General features: G+C 52.1%; 19 protein-coding genes. 3 read left to right on the top strand and 16 right to left on the bottom strand.

Annotated features, from left to right (window positions below; genetic code table 11):
- Positions 1-106 precede the first annotated feature (106 nt).
- Genes hemG through pepQ form a run of 4 tightly spaced genes read right to left on the bottom strand, consistent with a single transcriptional unit; the run spans position 107 to position 4,099 of the window.
- Positions 107-652 carry a menaquinone-dependent protoporphyrinogen IX dehydrogenase gene (gene hemG, locus ACLJPE_RS21910; RefSeq protein ID WP_000853983.1) on the bottom strand — a complete coding sequence of 182 codons (546 nt, stop codon included), beginning with the start codon at positions 650-652 and terminating at the stop codon, positions 107-109.
- A gap of 11 nt (positions 653-663) precedes the next feature.
- Complete coding sequence (gene trkH / locus ACLJPE_RS21905; RefSeq protein ID WP_000545688.1) at positions 664-2,115, bottom strand: Trk system potassium transporter TrkH; 1,452 nt, start codon at positions 2,113-2,115, stop codon at positions 664-666.
- Positions 2,116-2,153: 38 nt separating this feature from the next.
- Positions 2,154-2,768 carry an IMPACT family protein gene (locus tag ACLJPE_RS21900; protein ID WP_023233072.1) on the bottom strand — a complete coding sequence of 205 codons (615 nt, stop codon included), beginning with the start codon at positions 2,766-2,768 and terminating at the stop codon, positions 2,154-2,156.
- Positions 2,768-4,099: a Xaa-Pro dipeptidase gene (pepQ, locus tag ACLJPE_RS21895; RefSeq protein ID WP_023233071.1), complete on the bottom strand. Its 1,332-nt coding sequence runs from the start codon at positions 4,097-4,099 to the stop codon at positions 2,768-2,770. The genes ACLJPE_RS21900 and pepQ overlap by 1 nt, the downstream gene beginning before the upstream one ends.
- Positions 4,100-4,288: 189 nt before the next feature.
- On the opposite strand from pepQ, the gene fadB reads away from it, so the two are divergent.
- Positions 4,289-6,478 carry a fatty acid oxidation complex subunit alpha FadB gene (gene fadB / locus ACLJPE_RS21890; RefSeq protein WP_039514519.1) on the top strand — a complete coding sequence of 730 codons (2,190 nt, stop codon included), beginning with the start codon at positions 4,289-4,291 and terminating at the stop codon, positions 6,476-6,478.
- Positions 6,479-6,487: 9 nt separating this feature from the next.
- The gene (fadA, locus tag ACLJPE_RS21885; RefSeq protein WP_000438778.1) at positions 6,488-7,651 is read left to right on the top strand and encodes an acetyl-CoA C-acyltransferase FadA; all 1,164 of its coding nucleotides are present in this window, start codon (positions 6,488-6,490) and stop codon (positions 7,649-7,651) included.
- 196 nt (positions 7,652-7,847) lie between these two features.
- On the opposite strand, the gene ACLJPE_RS21880 is transcribed toward fadA, so the two are convergent.
- The 3 genes from ACLJPE_RS21880 to ubiD form a co-directional block, all read right to left on the bottom strand.
- Complete coding sequence (locus ACLJPE_RS21880) at positions 7,848-9,671, bottom strand: aryl-sulfate sulfotransferase (RefSeq protein ID WP_000669888.1); 1,824 nt, start codon at positions 9,669-9,671, stop codon at positions 7,848-7,850.
- Positions 9,672-9,924: 253 nt separating this feature from the next.
- Complete coding sequence (gene fre, locus ACLJPE_RS21875) at positions 9,925-10,626, bottom strand: NAD(P)H-flavin reductase (protein ID WP_000209831.1); 702 nt, start codon at positions 10,624-10,626, stop codon at positions 9,925-9,927.
- Positions 10,627-10,711: 85 nt separating this feature from the next.
- A complete protein-coding gene (ubiD, locus tag ACLJPE_RS21870; RefSeq protein ID WP_000339760.1) occupies positions 10,712-12,190 on the bottom strand; it encodes a 4-hydroxy-3-polyprenylbenzoate decarboxylase in 1,479 nt (492 codons plus the stop codon).
- A 185-nt stretch (positions 12,191-12,375) separates the two neighbouring features.
- On the opposite strand from ubiD, the gene rfaH reads away from it, so the two are divergent.
- Positions 12,376-12,864, top strand: coding sequence for a transcription/translation regulatory transformer protein RfaH (gene rfaH, locus ACLJPE_RS21865; RefSeq protein WP_001192410.1), 489 nt, complete (start codon positions 12,376-12,378; stop codon positions 12,862-12,864).
- Between the two features lie 7 nt (positions 12,865-12,871).
- Here the strand turns inward: rfaH and tatD are convergent, their stop codons facing one another.
- The 9 genes from tatD to udp form a co-directional block, all read right to left on the bottom strand.
- Positions 12,872-13,654, bottom strand: a complete 783-nt coding sequence (gene tatD / locus ACLJPE_RS21860; RefSeq protein ID WP_000459642.1) for a 3'-5' ssDNA/RNA exonuclease TatD — start codon at positions 13,652-13,654, stop codon at positions 12,872-12,874.
- A 41-nt stretch (positions 13,655-13,695) separates the two neighbouring features.
- Positions 13,696-14,475 (bottom strand): Sec-independent protein translocase subunit TatC, encoded by a 780-nt coding sequence (gene tatC / locus ACLJPE_RS21855; RefSeq protein WP_000257554.1) that lies wholly within the window; start codon positions 14,473-14,475, stop codon positions 13,696-13,698.
- A 2-nt stretch (positions 14,476-14,477) separates the two neighbouring features.
- Positions 14,478-15,026, bottom strand: coding sequence for a Sec-independent protein translocase protein TatB (tatB, locus tag ACLJPE_RS21850; RefSeq protein WP_000459615.1), 549 nt, complete (start codon positions 15,024-15,026; stop codon positions 14,478-14,480).
- A 3-nt stretch (positions 15,027-15,029) separates the two neighbouring features.
- Positions 15,030-15,284 (bottom strand): Sec-independent protein translocase subunit TatA, encoded by a 255-nt coding sequence (gene tatA, locus ACLJPE_RS21845; RefSeq protein ID WP_000508972.1) that lies wholly within the window; start codon positions 15,282-15,284, stop codon positions 15,030-15,032.
- Between the two features lie 206 nt (positions 15,285-15,490).
- Positions 15,491-17,131 (bottom strand): ubiquinone biosynthesis regulatory protein kinase UbiB, encoded by a 1,641-nt coding sequence (ubiB, locus tag ACLJPE_RS21840; RefSeq protein WP_000187559.1) that lies wholly within the window; start codon positions 17,129-17,131, stop codon positions 15,491-15,493.
- Positions 17,128-17,733, bottom strand: a complete 606-nt coding sequence (ubiJ, locus tag ACLJPE_RS21835) for a ubiquinone biosynthesis protein UbiJ (protein ID WP_023212417.1) — start codon at positions 17,731-17,733, stop codon at positions 17,128-17,130. Before ubiJ ends, ubiB begins: the two co-directional genes overlap by 4 nt.
- Before the next feature lie 9 nt (positions 17,734-17,742).
- A complete protein-coding gene (gene ubiE / locus ACLJPE_RS21830; RefSeq protein ID WP_000229009.1) occupies positions 17,743-18,498 on the bottom strand; it encodes a bifunctional demethylmenaquinone methyltransferase/2-methoxy-6-polyprenyl-1,4-benzoquinol methylase UbiE in 756 nt (251 codons plus the stop codon).
- A 95-nt stretch (positions 18,499-18,593) separates the two neighbouring features.
- Positions 18,594-20,024: a DNA recombination protein RmuC gene (gene rmuC / locus ACLJPE_RS21825; protein WP_000355562.1), complete on the bottom strand. Its 1,431-nt coding sequence runs from the start codon at positions 20,022-20,024 to the stop codon at positions 18,594-18,596.
- 139 nt (positions 20,025-20,163) lie between these two features.
- Positions 20,164-20,925, bottom strand: coding sequence for a uridine phosphorylase (gene udp / locus ACLJPE_RS21820; protein ID WP_000045169.1), 762 nt, complete (start codon positions 20,923-20,925; stop codon positions 20,164-20,166).
- Positions 20,926-20,934: the final 9 nt, after the last annotated feature.

The following is a 20,934-nucleotide window of genomic DNA, read 5'->3' as shown; positions in this document are numbered from 1 at the left end:
ATGCCGTTGTTCCGTGTCAGTGGTGGCGCATTATAGGGAGTTATTTCTGCCTGACAAGAGGAAATTTAAAATAATTTTCTGAGTGCGCACTTTTTATTCTTTGCGTTTATTTTGCCGACGATTTGTTGGTTAAATGGGCTATTTCACGGGCAAAGTGCGTAACCTGCTCCCAGTCGGTGTACACCACCTCTTTACTGGTATCCGTTTCGCCGCCCGACATCTTCATAATAAGCTTGATCATCAGACGGTCATACCAGCGATAGCGGGGATAGCGAAGCGCGCCTGCAATGACGGCACAGTAGTCAGGTCGCCACGGAGAGCTCATTAAAAACTTACGCGCGTAGCTGTTAGTCTGCGGCGTCCGTTTTTCAGCTTTACGCGCCACCAGGTTAACGGAATAAAAGGCACTCGGCATTCCGTTCAACCGCGTGGCGTATTTCTTAACGAACTCCTGAAAGGCGCTGTGGTAATGGCCATAACGAATAGACGCGCCAATCACTACGCGATCATAGCTATCCCAGTCCGGCTCTTCTGCGCGATGCAGATTAACGACATCGGCCCAGATCCCCATCTCTTTGAGTTCAGAAGCCAGATAAGAGGCAATTTCGCGCGTTTGTCCGTCCCGGGTAGAGAAAAGAATCAATGTTTTCACGTGTTACTCCATTATTCACGCCAGAAAGTCGGGGTAAAAAGTACCAGCAAAGTGAATACTTCCAGACGACCAAATAGCATGTTGGCGATGAGTATCCATTTCGCAACCGGATTCATACTGGCGAAGTTATCAGCAACCACCCCCAGCCCCGGTCCCAGGTTATTAAGCGTAGCCACTACCGAGGCGAAAGCCGAGAAATCATCTACGCCTGTAGCGATAATGGCCAGCATACTGACGATAAATACCAGCGCGTAGGCAGAAAAGAATCCCCAGACGGCTTCCAGAATACGTTCTGGCAGCGCCCGGTTCCCCAGCTTAATACTGTAAACGGCATTCGGATGCACCAGACGTTTGAGTTCGCGGTTCCCCTGTTTAAACAACAACAGAATACGGATGACCTTTAACCCCCCGCCCGTTGACCCGGCGCAACCGCCAATAAACGCGGAACATAGCAGCAAGACGGGCAAAAACAGCGGCCAGCGCGCAATGCTGTCCGTGGTAAACCCTGCCGTTGTCGCCATCGACACAACCTGGAAGAACGCCTGATTTAGCGTTGTCAGCGCCGAGTCGTAGATATTATGGAACCACAGTACCAGCGTGCAGATCACCACCAGCGTCAACTGTACGCCGATGAACATGCGGAATTCCGGATCGCGCCAGTATACTTTCAGGCTACGCCCGCTTAATAAAGAGAAATGCAGGCCATAGTTACAACCGGAGATCAGCAGGAAAATAGCGATGATGGTATTAATAGTGGGACTGTCAAAATAGCCTACGCTGGCGTCATGCGTTGAGAAGCCGCCGATAGCAATAGTGGAGAAGCTGTGTCCGATAGCATCAAACGCGGGCATCCCTGCAAACCATAGCGCCAGCGCGCAGGCTACCGTTAGCAAGACATAGATAAGCCACAGCGTTTTCGCCGTCTCGGCAATACGCGGGCGCATTTTGTTATCTTTCAACGGCCCCGGCATTTCTGCCCGATAGAGCTGCATCCCCCCGACGCCGAGGATAGGGAGAATCGCCACCGCCAGCACAATGATCCCCATACCGCCAAACCATTGCAGCATCTGACGATAAAAGAGAATGGCGTGCGGTAATGAATCCAGTCCCACCAGCGTAGTGGCGCCCGTGGTGGTTAACCCGGAGAACGATTCAAAAAAAGCATCGGTAATGGTGAGGTTTGGGCTTTCCGAGAAAATAAACGGCAGCGCACCCACGCTGCCCAGCACGGTCCAGAACAGCACCACGATAAGAAATCCTTCGCGGGATTTCAGCTCGCCCTTTTCCCTACGGTTCGGCCACCACAGTATGGAACCGATCGCCAGCGCGACAAAAAAGGTCTGCGTGAACGCTCTTCCTGCGCCATCACGATATATTAGCGCTACCAGTCCCGGGAGAATCATTGTCCCCGAAAATAAGATAACCAGTAGTCCAACGATTCGGGTAATGGCGCGAAAATGCATCTCTGCCGCTTCCTTTATTCTTAAAAATGAGGTGGGGATTATTCTTCAATCGCTAACAATTGCAATGAACCACGGCTAAAATCCGCCAGTTTTGTGGAAAATGCATTCACATGAGCAAAAGGAAGCGCCACCCTGAGCCGAACAGACGCCTGATAATCGCTGGAAACGATCTTCCCGGCAAACTGTCCTAATAATGCTTCGATTCCGGCCAACTGACCGTACTCACACTGCAAAGTATATTCGGTTAATGGCGTCTTGCGTTGTGTGGCAAGCTGACGTAATGCCTGATTCACACCGCCGCCATAGGCTTTTACCAGCCCGCCCGTACCCAGCAGAATACCACCATAGTAGCGCACGACGACGGCAGTAATCTCTCCGACGCCGCTGCCCATCAATTGCGCAAGCATCGGCTTGCCTGCCGTTCCCGCCGGTTCGCCATCGTCTGAAAAGCCCAGTTGCTGTGAGTCGTCCGGCGCACCCGCCACCCACGCCACACAATGGTGGCGCGCATCAGGGCGCTCAGCTCTGACTGACTCAACAAACGCTTTCGCCGCGTCTACGCCATCGGTATGCGCCAATAGCGTAATAAAGCGGCTTTTTTTGATCTCTTCAACAACGGTGACCGGCGCTGCAGGGATTAACCAACTGTCCATTACGCCAGTTTTAAATCCCGCGTCATGTTTTCCACGCCGTTTTCGTGGATGACCACGTTATCTTCAATGCGGATACCGCCGAAAGGCTTGAGCGCTTCAATTTTCTGCCAGTTGAAGTGCTTGCTGAACGGCCCTTCGCGCCACGGCGCTAACAGCGATTCGATGAAGTAAATCCCCGGTTCGATAGTCAACACCATTCGCGGCTGTAACACACGCGTGCAGCGCAGATACGGGTATTTGGACGGCGCGGCGAGATGCGTACCGGAATCATCCTGCATAAACCCGGCCACATCGTGTACCTGCAGACCCAACGGATGACCAATACCGTGCGGCATAAACGGCCCGGTGAGATCATTTTCCACCATCGCCTCTTCACTCATGTCGGTAATGATTTGATGTTTACGCAGCAGCTTCGCGATGCGTTGATGGAACTGAATATGATAATCCACATAGCTAACGCCCGCCTTCATGGTAGCGATCAGCGCCAACTGTTCGTCGTTAACATCTTTCACCAGGTGGGCGTAGTCGTTATCGCTTTTCGCCGACCAAGTTCGCGTCAGATCCGCCGCGTAGCCGTTGTATTCCGCGCCCGCATCCAGCAGGAAACTGCGCATTTCAGACGGTGCCTGATGATCCAGTTTCGTGTAATGCAGCACGGCGGCATGTTCGTTCAGCGCCACAATGTTGCTGTATGGAACATCAGTATCGCGATGTCCCGTGGCGGTCAGGTACGCCAGGTTGATGTCAAACTCGCTCATGCCGGAACGGAAGGCCTCTTCCGCCGCCCGATGACCGCTCACCGCCATTTTCTGCGCTTCGCGCATACAGGCCAGTTCATAATCCGTTTTATAGGCGCGGTAGTAATGCAGATAGTCGATAACACCTTTCGGGTTGATGTTGCTGGCAGCGATACCCAATTGTAGCGCGCGCTCAGGAACCGGGCCGATATAGCCGATATTGCCACGCGCGGCAGGCAGTTGGCTGCCGATGCCATCCGCTTTCGGTAAGGCGACGACCTCGATTTCTTCTGTCCAGAAGGACGTTGGCAGCGGTTCAACGTTATGCCAGTAATCGACCGGCAGATAAAACCACAATTTGGGTTTGTTGACGCCATCGACCAACAGCCAGCAATTTGGAACCTGAGTTACCGGCACCCACGCTTTAAACTGCGGATTGACCTTAAACGGATAAGGGTGATCGTCGAGAAAGACGTTGAAAAGCTCGCCGGAATGAATAAGTAACGCATCCAGCTTAAAGCGCGCCAGAACATCGCGCGTCCGTTCTTGTAAGGTAACAATATGATTTTTATAGAGCGCGGCCAGTGATTCCATTTTTTACCCTTCTGTTTTTTTGACCTCAAGTTCCCGCATCTTAGCACATCGCCCCACGAGAGCGTGATCTCTGCCGAGCGTGATCACATCGGCATTTCTTTAATCATTTATTTGCATTTTATTAACACAAAATACACACTTCGCTTCATCTGGTACGACCAGATCACCTTGTGGATTCAGGAGACTGACATGCTTTATAAAGGCGACACCCTGTACCTCGACTGGCTGGAAGATGGCATCGCCGAACTGGTGTTCGATGCTCCAGGCTCGGTCAATAAACTCGACACCGCAACCGTCGCCAGCCTCGGCCAGGCGCTTGAGGTGCTGGAAAAGGAACACGATTTAAAAGGGCTGCTGCTGCGCTCGAATAAAGCGGCCTTTATTGTCGGCGCGGACATCACCGAATTTCTTTCACTGTTCCTCGTCCCCGAAGAGCAGTTAAGCCAATGGCTACATTTCGCTAACAGCGTCTTTAACCGTCTGGAAGATTTACCCGTACCGACCCTTGCCGCCGTAAACGGCTATGCGCTGGGCGGCGGGTGCGAATGCGTGCTGGCCACCGATTACCGTCTGGCGACGCCAGACCTCCGTATCGGTCTGCCGGAAACTAAACTGGGCATCATGCCGGGTTTCGGCGGCTCCGTTCGTCTGCCGCGTATGCTGGGCGCGGACAGCGCGCTGGAGATCATTGCCGCCGGGAAAGATGTCGGTGCTGAACACGCGCTGAAAATCGGCCTTGTGGACGGCGTGGTCAAACAAGAGAAGCTAATTGAAGGCGCGATAGCGGTGTTACGCCAGGCCATTACCGGCGATCTCGACTGGAGAGCTAAACGCCAGCCGAAACTGGAACCGTTGAAACTCAGCAAAATTGAAGCAGCGATGAGCTTTACCATCGCTAAAGGCATGGTCGCACAAACGGCGGGTAAACATTATCCGGCGCCGATGACCGCAGTGAAAACCATTGAAGCCGCCGCGCGTTTTGGTCGTGAAGAAGCGCTGAATCTGGAAAATAAAAGCTTTGTTCCGCTGGCGCATACCAATGAAGCTCGTGCGCTGGTCGGTATCTTCCTCAACGATCAATATGTAAAAGGTAAAGCCAAAAAGCTGACCAAAGATATTGAGACGCCGAAACAGGCAGCCGTACTGGGCGCGGGCATTATGGGCGGCGGTATCGCTTACCAGTCGGCCTGGAAAGGCGTACCGGTCATCATGAAAGATATCAACGATAAATCGTTGAACCTCGGCATGACCGAAGCGGCCAAGCTGCTGAACAAACAGCTGGAGCGCGGCAAGATCGACGGTCTGAAGCTGGCGGGCGTCATTTCGACCATCCACCCGACTCTCGATTATGCCGGTTTCGATCGCGTAGATGTTGTTGTCGAAGCGGTGGTCGAAAATCCGAAAGTCAAAAAAGCGGTACTGGCGGAAACCGAGCAGAAAGTGCGCCCGGAAACCGTGCTGGCCTCAAATACCTCTACCATCCCGATTGGCGAACTGGCAAGCGCCCTGGAACGTCCGGAAAACTTTTGCGGAATGCACTTCTTCAACCCGGTACACCGGATGCCGCTGGTTGAAATCATCCGCGGTGAGAAGAGTTCAGACGAAACCATTGCCAAAGTCGTCGCCTGGGCAAGCAAAATGGGCAAGACGCCGATTGTAGTCAACGACTGCCCCGGCTTCTTTGTTAACCGCGTGCTGTTCCCCTATTTCGCCGGTTTCAGTCAACTGCTGCGCGACGGCGCGGATTTCCGCAAAGTCGATAAAGTGATGGAAAAACAGTTCGGCTGGCCGATGGGCCCGGCCTATCTGCTGGATGTTGTCGGCATTGATACCGCGCATCACGCGCAGGCGGTAATGGCGGCAGGCTTCCCGCAACGGATGCAGAAAGAGTATCGCGACGCGATCGACGCATTGTTTGACGCCAGCCGTTTTGGGCAAAAAAACGGTCTGGGCTTCTGGCGCTATAAAGAAGACAACAAGGGTAAGCCGAAGAAAGAAGAAGATGCCGCGGTGGATGACCTGCTGGCAAGCGTCAGCCAGCCGAAACGCGACTTCAGCGACGACGAGATAATCGCCCGTATGATGATCCCGATGATTAACGAAGTGGTTCGCTGTCTGGAAGAAGGCATTATCGCAAGCCCGGCGGAAGCCGATATGGCGCTGGTCTACGGCCTGGGCTTCCCTCCGTTCCACGGCGGCGCATTCCGCTGGCTGGATACACAGGGCAGCGCGAAATATCTTGATATGGCGCAGCAGTATCAACACCTCGGCCCGCTGTATGAAGTGCCGGAAGGGCTGCGTAATAAAGCGCGCCATAACGAACCGTATTATCCCCCGGTTGAACCAGCCCGTCCGGTTGGTTCTCTGAAAACGGCTTAAGGAGTCACAATGGAACAGGTTGTCATTGTCGATGCTATTCGCACCCCGATGGGCCGTTCGAAGGGCGGCGCGTTTCGCAACGTGCGGGCAGAAGATCTCTCCGCCCACTTAATGCGTAGCCTGCTGGCGCGTAATCCGTCGCTTACAGCGGCGACCCTCGATGATATTTACTGGGGCTGCGTACAACAAACGCTGGAGCAAGGCTTCAACATTGCCCGTAACGCCGCGCTGCTGGCAGAAATTCCCCATTCGGTACCGGCGGTCACCGTCAACCGTCTGTGTGGTTCCTCGATGCAGGCGTTACACGATGCAGCGCGAATGATCATGACCGGCGATGCGCAGGTTTGTCTGGTTGGCGGCGTGGAGCATATGGGGCACGTGCCGATGAGTCACGGTGTGGATTTTCACCCGGGTCTGAGTCGCAACGTCGCCAAAGCGGCAGGGATGATGGGGCTAACGGCGGAAATGCTCTCCCGCCTGCACGGCATTAGCCGGGAAATGCAGGACCAGTTCGCCGCGCGTTCTCACGCTCGCGCCTGGGCCGCCACCCAGTCTGGCGCATTCAAAACGGAGATTATCCCGACTGGCGGTCATGATGCAGACGGCGTGTTGAAGCAGTTTAACTACGATGAAGTGATCCGCCCGGAAACCACGGTCGAAGCGCTATCAACACTGCGTCCGGCATTTGATCCGGTTAGTGGCACGGTCACGGCGGGCACCTCATCCGCGCTTTCCGATGGCGCAGCTGCCATGCTGGTAATGAGCGAAAGTCGTGCCCGTGAGCTGGGTCTAAAACCTCGCGCCCGTATTCGTTCAATGGCAGTGGTGGGTTGTGATCCGTCAATTATGGGTTACGGGCCGGTTCCGGCGTCAAAACTGGCGTTGAAAAAAGCGGGACTGTCGGCCAGCGATATCGATGTGTTTGAGATGAACGAAGCGTTTGCCGCACAGATCCTGCCATGCATTAAGGATCTGGGATTGATGGAGCAGATAGACGAGAAGATCAACCTCAACGGCGGCGCGATCGCGCTTGGTCATCCGCTCGGCTGCTCCGGAGCACGTATCAGCACCACGCTTATCAACCTGATGGAGCGCAAAGACGCGCAGTTTGGTCTGGCGACGATGTGTATTGGTCTGGGTCAGGGCATCGCCACGGTGTTTGAGCGGGTTTAATCAAAGATAATATCCCCTAAATAACTCGCATTGCAGCGCAGCGGCAACTGAGCGAATCCCCGGGAACATAGATAACTATGTGCCCGGGGTAAGCAAAGGCAGCCAACAAAGAGGCTGCGCGAATTATGACGGGAAACAGTTTAGTTGCCGTTTTTCCCGCCCGTCAGGGGCGGGTTTTTTCACCGTATGGCCCGCTCTACTCAGTAAGCGCTTTGGTCAGGCTAAATGGCATAGCCTGATATCCACGCGCACCATGTATTTGCATTTCGACCACAGGCTCTTTTTCTCCCCATTTGAACTCTTCCAGATACGGATTAGGCAAGCTGGTAAATGCGCCTACCGACAAATCAAACGCACCACCTGCTGTTGCGGAATACACGAACACAGAATTCTTGTCAGTCTGGTACTCGGTGATAGAGGTTACCGGGCTAAACCACTCGTTCCCGCGCTCTTTACCGTATTGCCAGATCTGTTGGACTGTCTTGTTTTTCTGGTCGATTTTGTAAATCACGGAGCGGCTGTATTTCATACTCTGCATAGCAGGCTGTTCTAAGCCGCGGCCATCGCCATTGTCGAAAGCGGAAAGGTATAAGATATCGCCTTTACTCTTACTATCAATTTTAAAGGCCGTATGTTGCGTCCATGTCCAGTCGAAGTCACCCTCGCAGCCACTGTCCTGGCAGGCGATTTTTTGGCCTTTGCTATCCACTGGCGTCAGAATTGCGGCATTAAATGGCGCTTTCCAGCCAGCAGGCGTACCCAGTATCCACTTCACTTTCTTATCGCGGCCGATTTTGATAATCGCACTCTGGTGGCGGGAGCTGATGATGATGGAATCATCTTCACTGTCATAGTCGACGCTGTTGACATGCGCCCAGTTGCGGCCAGCCCCACTACCCACGATATCCCCGAATTTGTCGGAGGAGTCCAGCGCCGCCAGATCTTCTTCGCTCAACGTATGGCCGGACTGGCTGGCGTCGATATTCAGGCACACAGCGCCCTGATCGAGGGTTTTCATTATCACATCACGATAAGGATCGAGGATATCAAACAGACGCCATTCATCCACTACCACGCCGTTCTGATCAACTTCGGCAATCACATCACGCACGGTACGAACATTTTTTCCATCAGGACGTTTATAGTTAGAGCTGGCTACACGCAGGAAGTAGTGACCGTTGGCCGCGTTATCCATTGAGTGTGAAAAATCGTTATAATTATCCGGCAGGCGGCGGTTAAAGATTTCACGCCCCATGATATCGTATTTCACATAACGCTGACCGTAGCCCCACGATAGTGCGCCATCCTGGTTTTGTTTAAAGCCCATCATAACGCCAGCACGATAAATTGACTTTAAATCATAAATTGAACTTGGATTCATAAACCAACGAATATCACCGGAGGTGTCGATAATAGCGTTAGCTGTAGTGAAGTTCCATTCTAATGCACCCCCAGTAGGGTTGTTCCAGACAGTACGCGTTCCATTCCCAGACTTATCTTTCGTATTATTCAAAAGATACAAGCGATCTTTAAATTCTGGGGAAACCTTTTTAACATCGATAGTAAAGAGTGCTGATTGTTCTTCTTTTGTACCCGCTGATTCAATATAGGCAGGCGGTGCATACATTTTATAGCTTTCTTTTATATTTTCGGTTTTACTACCCTGGATTCTTGTATATTCAACTTCAACGGTATTGACATAATCCGGGTAAAGACCAAAGACGGGAATACCGCCATACGTTAAAAGGTATTTATTATTAACTTTATACGCGATCTCCTGGCCATTTTCTTTGGGGACAATCCGTACATGCACGTCACGTAACTGGTAACCGCCATTACGAATAACGGCGGTTAGCGGCGCGATATCATAGGGGTTCATAACAACTTCGCCAATTTTTCCCTGGACCTGATAGTCCACTTTAGCGCCGCTGGCGCCGCCGATGGCGAAAGCAGTAGAAGGTACTGATGACAAAATTGCAACAGATAATGCGAGAGAAGTTAAAGCATATTTAAATTTCATAACACTCTCCATCTTATAAATAAATAACTAACTTTCCATTTTATGTTTCTTTTATAAAAATAAATGAAGCATATATAATTAACTATTTTTATTGATAGCCTCAGGACATAATATTACTTAATTTATTACACGCAATACAAAGCCTGTAGATATTCAATATCATAAGGTTTTATAGTTGACGATTAATTAATATTTAAGAGGACTTTTAGGTAGGCTAACGTAAAAAGGGACGCTACTGCGTCCCATAAAATAGTTAAATAAATGCGAACGCATCGCCAAACAGACGATCTTCCCGCGCGTTACGCTCATGACAGAACAGATCGCGGGCGATCTTCGCCATCTCAAAACGTCCGGCAATATAAATATCGTGCCCCGCCAGCGTACCATAATCCTGCAATACCGCCGTAAGTACCGTTCCTGTACGTCCACGCCAGCCTTCTTCCGGCTGCTCGACAACAGGTTCAATACGCAAATTCGGATGGTTAACAGAGAGTGCTTCCAGCTCAGAGAGATCATAGAGGTGCTTTTCTTCGCGACCGCCCCAGTAAATGGTAACATCACGGGCCGGGTTGCGCGCTAACGCCGTCAACAGGATGGAGCGCACATAAGAAAAGCCCGTGCCGCCCGCGATCAGAATCAACGGACGCTCTTCATCATCACGTAGCCAGGCGTCGCCATGCGGAATATCGACGACGATTTCCCGGTCTTTTAGAATCCGATCCATGACCGCCATCGCATACAGATTGAGCTCGGAAGCGCCAATGTGTAATTCAATAAACCCTTTCTCGTCCGGCGTTGAGGCCATCGAAAACGGGCGTTTGTCACGCTCGTCCATTACGACCATCAAATACTGACCAGCGCGGAATGAAAACGCCGCGTCCGGCACTAAACGAACCCGATATACGGTATCGGTGATAGCTTCTACCGAGGTCACTTTACAGCTTAAGGTTGTCATGCGCTCCCTCTGTCGGGTGTCGGGTCAATACCGACATTTTTCAAGCCGAGTCGCCACAGCCTGAAATGTCGATGTCCGCTTTCAGTTATTTAAAGATAGCCAGCTCATCCCAAATCGCATCAATACGCGCGGTAACTTCAGGATCTTTAACAATAGGACGACCCCACTCGCGTTGGGTTTCGCCCGGCCATTTGTTTGTGGCATCCAGCCCCATTTTTGAACCCAGCCCGGAGACCGGCGAGGCAAAATCCAGGTAGTCAATCGGCGTATTTTCAACCAGCACCGTATCCCGCGCAGGGTCCATACGGGTGGTAATCGCCCAGATCACATCATTCCAGTCGCGTGCGTTAACGTCATCATCGCAAACGATAACAAATTTCGTATACATAAACTGGCGCAAAAACGACCAGACGCCCATCATGACGCGTTTCGCATGACCAGCGTACTGCTTTTTCATCGTCACTACCGCCAGGCGGTAAGAACACCCTTCCGGCGGCAGATAAAAGTCGACGATTTCCGGAAACTGTTTTTGCAGAATAGGCACGAAGACTTCATTGAGCGCCACCCCTAATACCGCAGGCTCATCGGGCGGACGCCCGGTATAGGTGGAGTGATAGATGGCATCCTCACGCTGCGTAATATGCGTGACGGTAAAGACCGGAAAGTTATCCACTTCATTATAATAGCCCGTATGATCGCCATACGGTCCTTCCGGCGCCATCTCTCCCGGCTCAATGTAACCTTCAAGGATAATCTCGGCGCTGGCAGGCACTTCCAGATCGTTAGAAAGGCATTTAACCACTTCAGTTTTCGTGCCGCGCAGCAAGCCCGCAAAGGCATACTCCGACAGAGTATCGGGAACAGGAGTCACGGCGCCAAGAATCGTCGCCGGATCGGCGCCCAATGCGACGGAGACCGGGAAACGTTCACCCGGACGCGCGGCTAACCACTCCTGAAAATCCAGCGCGCCGCCGCGATGAGACAGCCAGCGCATAATCAGCTTATTTTTACCTATCAACTGCTGACGATAAATGCCCAGGTTTTGCCGCTCTTTGTGCGGACCACGCGTTACCGTCAGTCCCCAGGTAATCAGCGGCGCGGCGTCGTCCGGCCAACAGGTCATGACAGGAAGACGCGTTAAATCGACATCATCGCCAGACGCGATTTTCTGCTGGCAAGGCGCGCCGCGTAACCGTTTCGTCGGCATATTCAGCACTTGCTTAAACTGCGGCAGCTTGTCAAACAGATCGCGAAAGCCTTTCGGCGGCTCAGGTTCTTTCAGAAACGCTAATAATTTACCCACTTCCCGTAATGCGGAAACATCATCCTGCCCCATGCCCATCGCCACGCGTTTTGGCGTGCCAAAAAGGTTGCACAGCACCGGCATGGCGTAACCTTTAGGATTTTCAAACAGCAACGCCGGTCCACCGGCACGCAGCGTGCGGTCAGCGATTTCCGTGATTTCCAGATGAGGATCCACAGGTAGCGTGATGCGTTTTAGTTCCCCCTGCTGCTCAAGTAGCGTCAGGAAGTCGCGTAAATCGTGATATTTCATGGCGTCCATTGTAGCCTCTTGGTAAGCGCATCATTATACGGCGTTCATCATCGGGATGCTGTATTTTTGTTAAATTAGCGTGAACTCTGGCAACCAACGCTAATCCAGATACGGCTTAAAGGATGAAGTGTATAATTAACTTCGCGCATGGCTTTTGCTATGCTTGCGCCCCGAACAAGCGGATAAGAGTCATTATGCAATCCTGGTATTTACTGTACTGCAAACGCGGGCAACTTCAGCGTGCTCAGGAACACCTCGAAAGACAAGCGGTAAGTTGCCTGACACCGATGATCACCCTGGAAAAAATGGTACGCGGAAAACGTACCTCCGTCAGCGAACCGCTCTTTCCTAATTATCTGTTCGTTGAATTTGATCCGGAAGTGATACATACCACTACAATCAACGCCACGCGCGGCGTCAGCCATTTTGTGCGCTTTGGCGCGCATCCTGCGATCGTGCCTTCCAGCGTTATTCATCAGCTTTCTATCTACAAGCCCGAAGGCGTTGTCGATCCTGAAACCCCCTATCCCGGCGATAGCGTCATCATCACGGAAGGCGCATTTGAAGGGCTGAAAGCGATTTTTACCGAACCGGATGGCGAAACGCGTTCGATGTTACTGCTTAATTTACTCAATAAAGAAGTGAAGCAGAGCGTAAAAAACACCGGTTTTCGCAAGATTTAGCGATCGTTCAGAATACGACCTCAAATAAGGTTCTGGCGTTGGCATCTGTCATCGCCGCTAACCATTGCGGATCTTCACCACGCCATAGCGCAATGCGCTCCAGGATGTGAGGCAGATACGCGGGCTCGTTGCGTCGTGACGTTGGTTTCGGCGTAAGATCGCGAGGCAACAGATACGGCGCGTCGGTTTCTATCAGTAGCTTTTCCGCTGGAATAAACGGTAAGAGTTCACGTAGCTCAAGCCCGCGTCGTTCGTCGCAAACCCACCCGGTAATACCGATATAGAGCCCTCTGTCCACACAGGCCTGCATTTGCTGGCGTGAACCGGTAAAGCAGTGCAGTATTGCACCAGGAAGACTATCCAGCCAGGGATCAAGCAATGCCAGAAATCGCTCATGCGCGTCCCGGCAGTGCATAAAGATTGGCATCTGCAATTCGGCGGCAATTTGTAGCTGCGCCTGAAAGGCACGCTCCTGCTCCTGCGGCGTGGAAAAATTGCGATTGAAATCCAGCCCGCACTCACCGATAGCGACGACTTCCGGCTGGTTCGCCAGCGCAATAATGGCGTCTTCAGACGCGGATGACCACTGACTGCTGTCATGGGGATGGACGCCAGCCGTCGACCAACAATGGGGGTAGCGCCGCGCCAGTTTTAACGCCTGCTGGCTTTCATGGATGTTCGTTCCGGTCAGTAGCATACCTTTTACTCCCGCCGCAAACGCACGGGCGACCACATCATCACGATCTTTTGCAAACTGGCTACTGGTTAAATTAACGCCAATATCAAACATGCTTGCCCCCATATGACAACCGCCCTGGCGGGCGGTTGTGTTTAGTCTTCAGTGTGCTCGGCCTTTTCGGTTTCGGCCTCGTTATCTTCGTCGCGCGTCCGTCGCTTACCGACATAAAAGCGTGAGCAGAAAACGCCAATTTCAAACAGGCAGTACATCGGTATCGCCAGCAACGTTTGCGAGAAAACATCTGGCGGCGTAAGCAGCATTCCCACAATGAATGCCCCGACCAGGATATAAGGCCGTTTTTTACGCAAATCTTCTGGCGTGGTGATGCCCATCCAGCACAGCAACACAATCGCCACCGGCACTTCAAAGGCTACTCCAAAGGCCATAAAAAGCGCCATGACAAAGCTAAGATAGCTGGCGATATCTGTCGAAACCTGTACCCCTTCCGGCGCCGTATGCGTCAGGAAACCAAAGGCCAAAGGGAATACGACAAAATAGGCGAAGGCCATACCAATGTAGAAAAGCAGCGAGCTGGATACCAGCAGCGGTACGACCAGACGACGCTCATGCTTATATAGCGCCGGGGCGATAAAGGCCCAAACCTGGTACAAAATGACAGGCGCGGATAAGATCAAAGACACCATGAAGGTGAGTTTGATAGGCGTAAAAAACGGCGACGCCACATCCGTCGCAATCATTGTCGCCCCTTGCGGCATCTGTTTAATCAGCGGTGCGGCGACTAAATGATAAATATCATTGGCGAAATAAATTAACGCCAGAAAAATCAGAAGTACTGCGACGATGCAGTTTAGCAGGCGCTTACGCAACTCGATCAGATGCGTGATAAGCGGTTGAGTATCTTCTACAGCCATGTTTACGGTTTATCACTCGACGAGGGGGAAGATTCGACAACAGGCGCAGCGGATTTCTTCTCGGCGTCTATCGTGGCTACGGAAGCGGTTTCCGTCGACTCAGGCACGTTATCTTTAACGGGCTCCGGCTTTTGTTCCGGCGCGCTCACCTGTGTTTCAGCGGCGGCAGGGGTGACGCCCTCATGCTGCGTTTCGTTCCCTTTTACCACCGGATTATGGATGGTATGCGCTTCATCGCTCGCTTGTTCGGGATCGTTAGCGCTGTAGGTGCGTTTCATCGACTCCGCCGCCTGACGCAGTTCATCCATAGAGGCTTTCAGTTCGGGAGTCAGATTTTCCAGGCTCGCCTTTTCGACTTTTTTCAGACTGTCCTGGAACTCCTGAAGTTTCAGTTCCTGAGTCAGTTCATTCTGAACCGTTGTCGCAAGGGATCGCAACGCGCGAATCCAGCCCGCTACCGTTTTTACCGCTACTGGCAATCGTTGCGGCCCCAACACAATGAGGCCGATAACGAACACTAACAGCAGTTCGCTAAAACCGATATCAAACACGGATTATACCTGCTCTTTATCTTGGCTTTTAGCGTCTTCCTTTTTCGCTTCGCCTTGCTTATCCGCGATAGATTTAGCGGTAAAATCAGCGTCCTGACTGGTTTTATCCTGTTTGGCATCATCATCGCTCATGGCCTTTTTAAAGCCTTTGATAGACGCGCCAAGATCGGAACCGATGGAACCGAGTTTTTTGGTGCCGAACAGCAGTACGACGATAACGGCAACAATCAACAACTGCCAAATACTGATACCACCCATACATGTTCCTCTGTGATAGATGATGAATTATTAGGGCCGCATTATACACATTATCCTTCGCGCTGCCTCTTTGTTAACCGCTTTCGCCCGCCCTATTCACATACTTTTACATACGACCGGGACGACATTGACTTGCGGCCTGAGTACTGCCTCGAGTGATAATATGTACCTGCGTGACACAACCGGCGTTGAGCGATAAAAAAATCTCAACGAGTTTTACGCCAGCCAACCAGCCAGACAACTACGCCGCCGACCATGAGCCAGCCAGGCATCAATCCCCATTCAGGGCGGTTGACGAGTAAGAATGACCCGCTCAGTAACAGCGTTGCGCCAATTCCCAATAAATAACGAGACTGACTTTGGCGCACATGGTTTACCTGTAACTCGCGCGCAATCTTATCAACACTGTGCTGTAAATATTTGCCCTGGCGCAAACTGTCGTACACCAGTTCAGGTATTTCTGGCATTTTTTCGACCCAGAACGGCGCTTTTTCTTTAAGAGCCCGCGTGAGAGCCGGAATACCCACCTGATCTTTGATCCAGGACTCAAGAAACGGCTTCGCCGTTTTCCACAAATCAAGCTGAGGATAAAGTTGCCGCCCAACCCCTTCAACATACAATAATGTTTTCTGCAACAACACCAGTTGCGGCTGGACTTCCATGTTAAATCGACGCGCTGTATTGAAAAGGTTTAACAACACATGACCAAACGAGATTTCCGCGAGCGGCTTTTCAAAGATAGGTTCACAGACGGTGCGGATGGCAAACTCAAAATCTTCAACGTTGGTATCTGGCGGAACCCAACCTGAATCGACATGCAGCTCCGCCACCTTTCGGTAATCGCGGTTAAAAAACGCGATAAAGTTTTCTGCCAGATAGCGCTTATCTTCTTTGTTTAGCGACCCGACGATACCGCAGTCAATGCCGATATATTGCGGATTTTCAGGGTGTTCATGGCTGACAAAAATATTTCCCGGATGCATGTCCGCATGGAAAAAGCTGTCGCGGAAAACCTGGGTGAAGAAAACTTTAACCCCGCGTTCCGCCAGCAGTTTCATGTTGGTGCCGTTCTTTTCCAGCGCCGCCACATCCGAAACCGGAATGCCGTATATCCGCTCCATCACCATCATGTTCTGGCTACAGTAATCGGAGTACACCTCCGGGATATACAGCATGGGACTATTTTCAAAATTGCGGCGTAACTGAATCGCGTTGGCCGATTCCCGCAGCAGATTCAGCTCATCGATCAGCGTTTTCTCATACTCACGCACCACTTCCGTCGGGCGCAGACGACGCCCATCCGGCAACAGGCGTGGTACCCAGCGAGCAAGGCGATAAATCAGTTTCAGGTCTGCCTGAATTACCGGCAAAATATCCGGGCGAATGACCTTAATAACCACTTCTTTACCGTTTGATTTCAATCGCGCGGTATGTACCTGGGCGATTGACGCCGACGCTAAAGGCTGGATATCAAAGTCGTCAAACCAGGCTTCGACAGGTAGCCCCCCCATCGCCTCTTCAATCTGGGCTTTCGCCAGCCGACCATCGAATGGCGCGACTTTATCCTGGAGCAAAGCGAGCTGATCGGCGATTTGCGGCGGGAACAGGTCACGGCGTGTGGAGAGCATCTGACCAAATTTGATCCAGACCGGTCCCAGCTCTTGCAACGCCAGTCTTAATCGTTCACCCAGCAATTTATCTTTATGCCGGTTTGGCATCCAGAACAGCGAATAGCGCCATAATCGGAGTGGCAGTGTAAGACGCATTCGGGGGATGAGTTCATCAAGGCCGTAGCTTAAAAACGTGCGGATGATGAAATATAGGCGCCGTACTTCACCTGGCGTCATTTGGCCTCCAGTTTTTCCAGCCGTGTGGTCAGAGCATCTACGGCGCGCTCAACAGCCGCGGTTTCTTCGGCAAACCATGCGACTTCCAGCGGGCCAGGCGCCATACGCCACTCTTCAGTGATCGCTTCAGCGGCATAACGCTGCTGGCGTTGAAACCCGTGGCGCAGGAATTTAGCCCCGCCACGCACGACCTTACCGATACTTTCCGCCGCAATATCACCCGTGTATGGCGCCAACAGCTCCGCAGGATCGAATTCGGCGAGATCGGCGAGCGCCACAAAATTTTGCACGACCTGAATATCGCCCTGCACTTCCAGTTCGCCGCTGCGAATAAGCGCGGCCAACTGCTGACGATCGCGTAGTTTTGGCAAAACGCTAGCTTGAGTGATTACCGTACAGTCCGCTTCGCCTTCCCATGCCCCCAGCACATCAACCTGGCGTTCGCTGAATACCAGGACTAATGGCGTCGAAAATCCCTTTAGCTTCACACACAGTACTTTTCCCTGTAAGCGCGTTCTGGCTGATTTCAGCGCTGGCGAACGATACAGAAACGCATTGAGGAGACCTTCAATTCCTGCGGTCACTAAGGGTTTAAAAGGCATTCCACCCTCCTAGAATTTATAACCACGGTGCAATGCCACAACGCCCGCCGTCAGATTGTAATAATCCACGCTCTCAAATCCGGCGTCCTGCATCATGGCTTTTAAGGTATCCTGATCGGGATGCATACGGATGGATTCCGCGAGATACCGATAGCTATCCGCATCGTTCGCGACCATCGAGCCAATACGCGGTAAAATATGGAAAGAATAGGCGTCATACGCTTTACTCAGCGGCTCAATGATAGGCTTGGAAAATTCAAGCACCAGTAAACGTCCTCCGGGTTTCAACACACGGAACATTGACCGCAGCGCTTTTTCTTTTTCCGTTACATTGCGCAAACCAAACGAAATGGTAATGCAATCAAACGTATTATCAGGGAAAGGCAGAGCTTCGGCATTCGCCTGCACATACTCTACGTTGCCGATCACGCCGATATTACGCAGCTTCTCACGCCCCATTTTGAGCATAGAATCATTAATATCCGCCAGGATAACTTTGCCAGTTTCCCCGACCATACGTGAAAATTTCGCGGTAAGATCGCCCGTACCGCCCGCTAAATCGAGAACGGTTTGTCCACGACGCACGCCACTGCAATCAATGGTGAAGCGCTTCCACAAACGATGAATGCCAAATGACATTAAATCATTCATCACATCGTATTTTGACGCCACAGAATGAAAAACGTGGGCCACCATGTCAGCTTTCTGCTCTTTAGCGACGGTCTGAAAGCCAAAGTGCGTCGTTTCTTGTGAATCTTCCACCATCTCAGTGCCTGCTTATCGATAAAAATGTTCAAGAAGTGTAACAGATTGGGCCAATTTGCCCTACTCTGCGCCAGGACTAAACTACTCCGTATGGGTTAACTTAACTGCTGCTTCACCCGTTCATCATTGGGATAATGTTCATCCTGCCGCCCTTCAGGGATCGATCGTAAACGATATTCTTCATCTTGCGTAACGGCCTGTTCCGCTAAATCCGGATTAATCTCGCGTTTGATTTCCACGCCTAGCCCCCGGAAGGCCTCTGCCTGCGCCAAAACGTTGCCACGCCCCGACGCAAGTTTTTTCATCGCCTGGCGGTAGTTATCCTGCGCTTTATCCAGACTCTGACCGATCGCTGACATATCATCAACGAACAACCGCATTTTATCGTAGAGCTTACTGGCTCTGTCTGCGATGTGCTGCGCATTGCGGCTCTGGTGTTCATAGCGCCACAGGTTGGCGATTGTCCGTAACGCCACCAGCAGCGTCGTGGGGCTTACCAGCATAATGTTATTTTTTAGCGCCTCGGTTATCAGTTCGGGCTGTTTATCTAACGCCAGCAGGAAAGCGGGTTCTACGGGGATAAACATCAGAACATAGTCCAGCGAGCGGAGGCCGGGAAGCTGCTGGTAGTCTTTACGCCCCAGTAAGCGAATATGATTGCGCACCGAGGCGATGTGCTCTTGTAAAGCGGCCTCGCGCGTGTAGTCATCTTCAGCGTTAAAGTAACGCTCGTAGGCGACCAACGTCATTTTAGCGTCGATGACCACATCTTTGCCCTGCGGCAAGCGGACGATGACATCCGGCTGCATCCGCGAGCGCGCATCGTTCTCAATACTGACCTGGGTTTCGTATTCGTAGCCTTCACGCAGTCCGGATGCCTCCAGCACCCGCGCCAGCACAACTTCGCCCCAGTTTCCTTGCGCCTTATTGTCCCCTTTCAGGGCGCGCGTCAGGTTGATCGCTTCCTGCGCCATTTGCGCGTTAAGCTGCTGCAAATTACGAATTTCGTGCGCCAGCGTATGCCGCTCCTGCGCTTCTTTGCCAAAACTCTCCTGAACCTGGCGGCGAAAACCGTCCAGTTGCTCACGCAGCGGCGTTAGCAGGCTATTCAGGCTTTGTCGGTTTTGTTCGTCTACGCGACGATTACTGTGTTCAAAGATACGGTTCGCCAGATTTTCAAACTGCTCGCTTAAACGCTGTTCGCTGTTGATCATCTGACGGATTTTGTCTTCCGCGTGTTGTTGAGTCGCTTCCAGACGGGTCGTGACTTCACGCAGATCGGCTTCCAGAGAGGTATTGATACTGTGCAGGCTACGCAGTTCGTTATTAAGTAACTCGCATTCACTACGCCAGTGCGCTTCTTGCGCTAATTGCTGCCGGGCCGCGCTAAGTTCGATATCCAGCTCACGCCGTTCTTCGATAAGATCGGCGCGGATTTGATCGGCGTGCGCTTTCGTCGCCAGCCAGCCAATCACCGCCCCAGCCGCCAGCGCCACGACGGCGCTTATCATAAGAGTAATATCCACAACACCTCTCCTGGAACCACACTGTCCTGCACAAAATAGAATTGTGCTGTATAAACGTCCAGTTTAAAAGGAATTTCCTGCGAGGCGCCACGCAAAAAGAAAAGGCCGAACGCGTCGGCCTTTGCAAAAGAGAGGAGAATTACAGCAGACGACGGGCCGCTTCCACGACGATTTTCACCGCGTGGCTTTCAGTTTGTTTCATCGTTTCCGCATTCGGAATCTCTTGTTGGGTACGGTTAACGATAACGCCCGCCACCATACCTGCGCGTAAACCCTGGCTTGCGCACATGGTTAACAGCGTAGCGGATTCCATTTCGTAGTTCATCACGCCCATCGCCTGCCACTCTTCCATAGAACCTTTGAAGCGACGAACAACGCGGCCAGAATAGGTGTCGTAACGTTCCTGACCCGGATAGAAAGTGTCGGAAGAGGCGGTTACGCCAACGTGAGTCGTGGCGCCAATCGATTTCGCGGCTTCAACCAGCGCGGTGGTGCAGGCAAAGTCGGCAACCGCCGGGAATTCCATCGGCGCAAAATGCAGGCTCGCCCCATCCAGACGTACGGATGCGGTCGTTACCAGAACGTCGCCGACGTTGATGTGCGGCTGAATAGCCCCCGTGGTGCCGATACGCAAGAAGGTACGAATACCCAGTTGCGCCAGTTCTTCCACGGCAATAGAAGTAGACGGGCCGCCGATACCGGTAGAGCAAACGATAACTGCTTTGCCATCCAGCTCAGCGCGCCAGGAGGTGAATTCGCGGTGAGATGCCAGCTTAACCGGCTTATCCATCAGCGCGGCGATCTTTTCCACACGCTCAGGATCGCCAGGGACGATGGCGAGCTGGGCCCCTTGTAAATCGTTTTTGGTGAGGCCGAGATGAAAAACATCAGACTTGGACATATAAAACTC

The organism is Salmonella sp. SAL04196 (assembly GCF_046550835.1).
GTDB classification, from domain to species: Bacteria; Pseudomonadota; Gammaproteobacteria; order Enterobacterales; family Enterobacteriaceae; genus Salmonella; species Salmonella enterica.
This window is presented reverse-complemented; position numbering and strand designations above follow the sequence as displayed.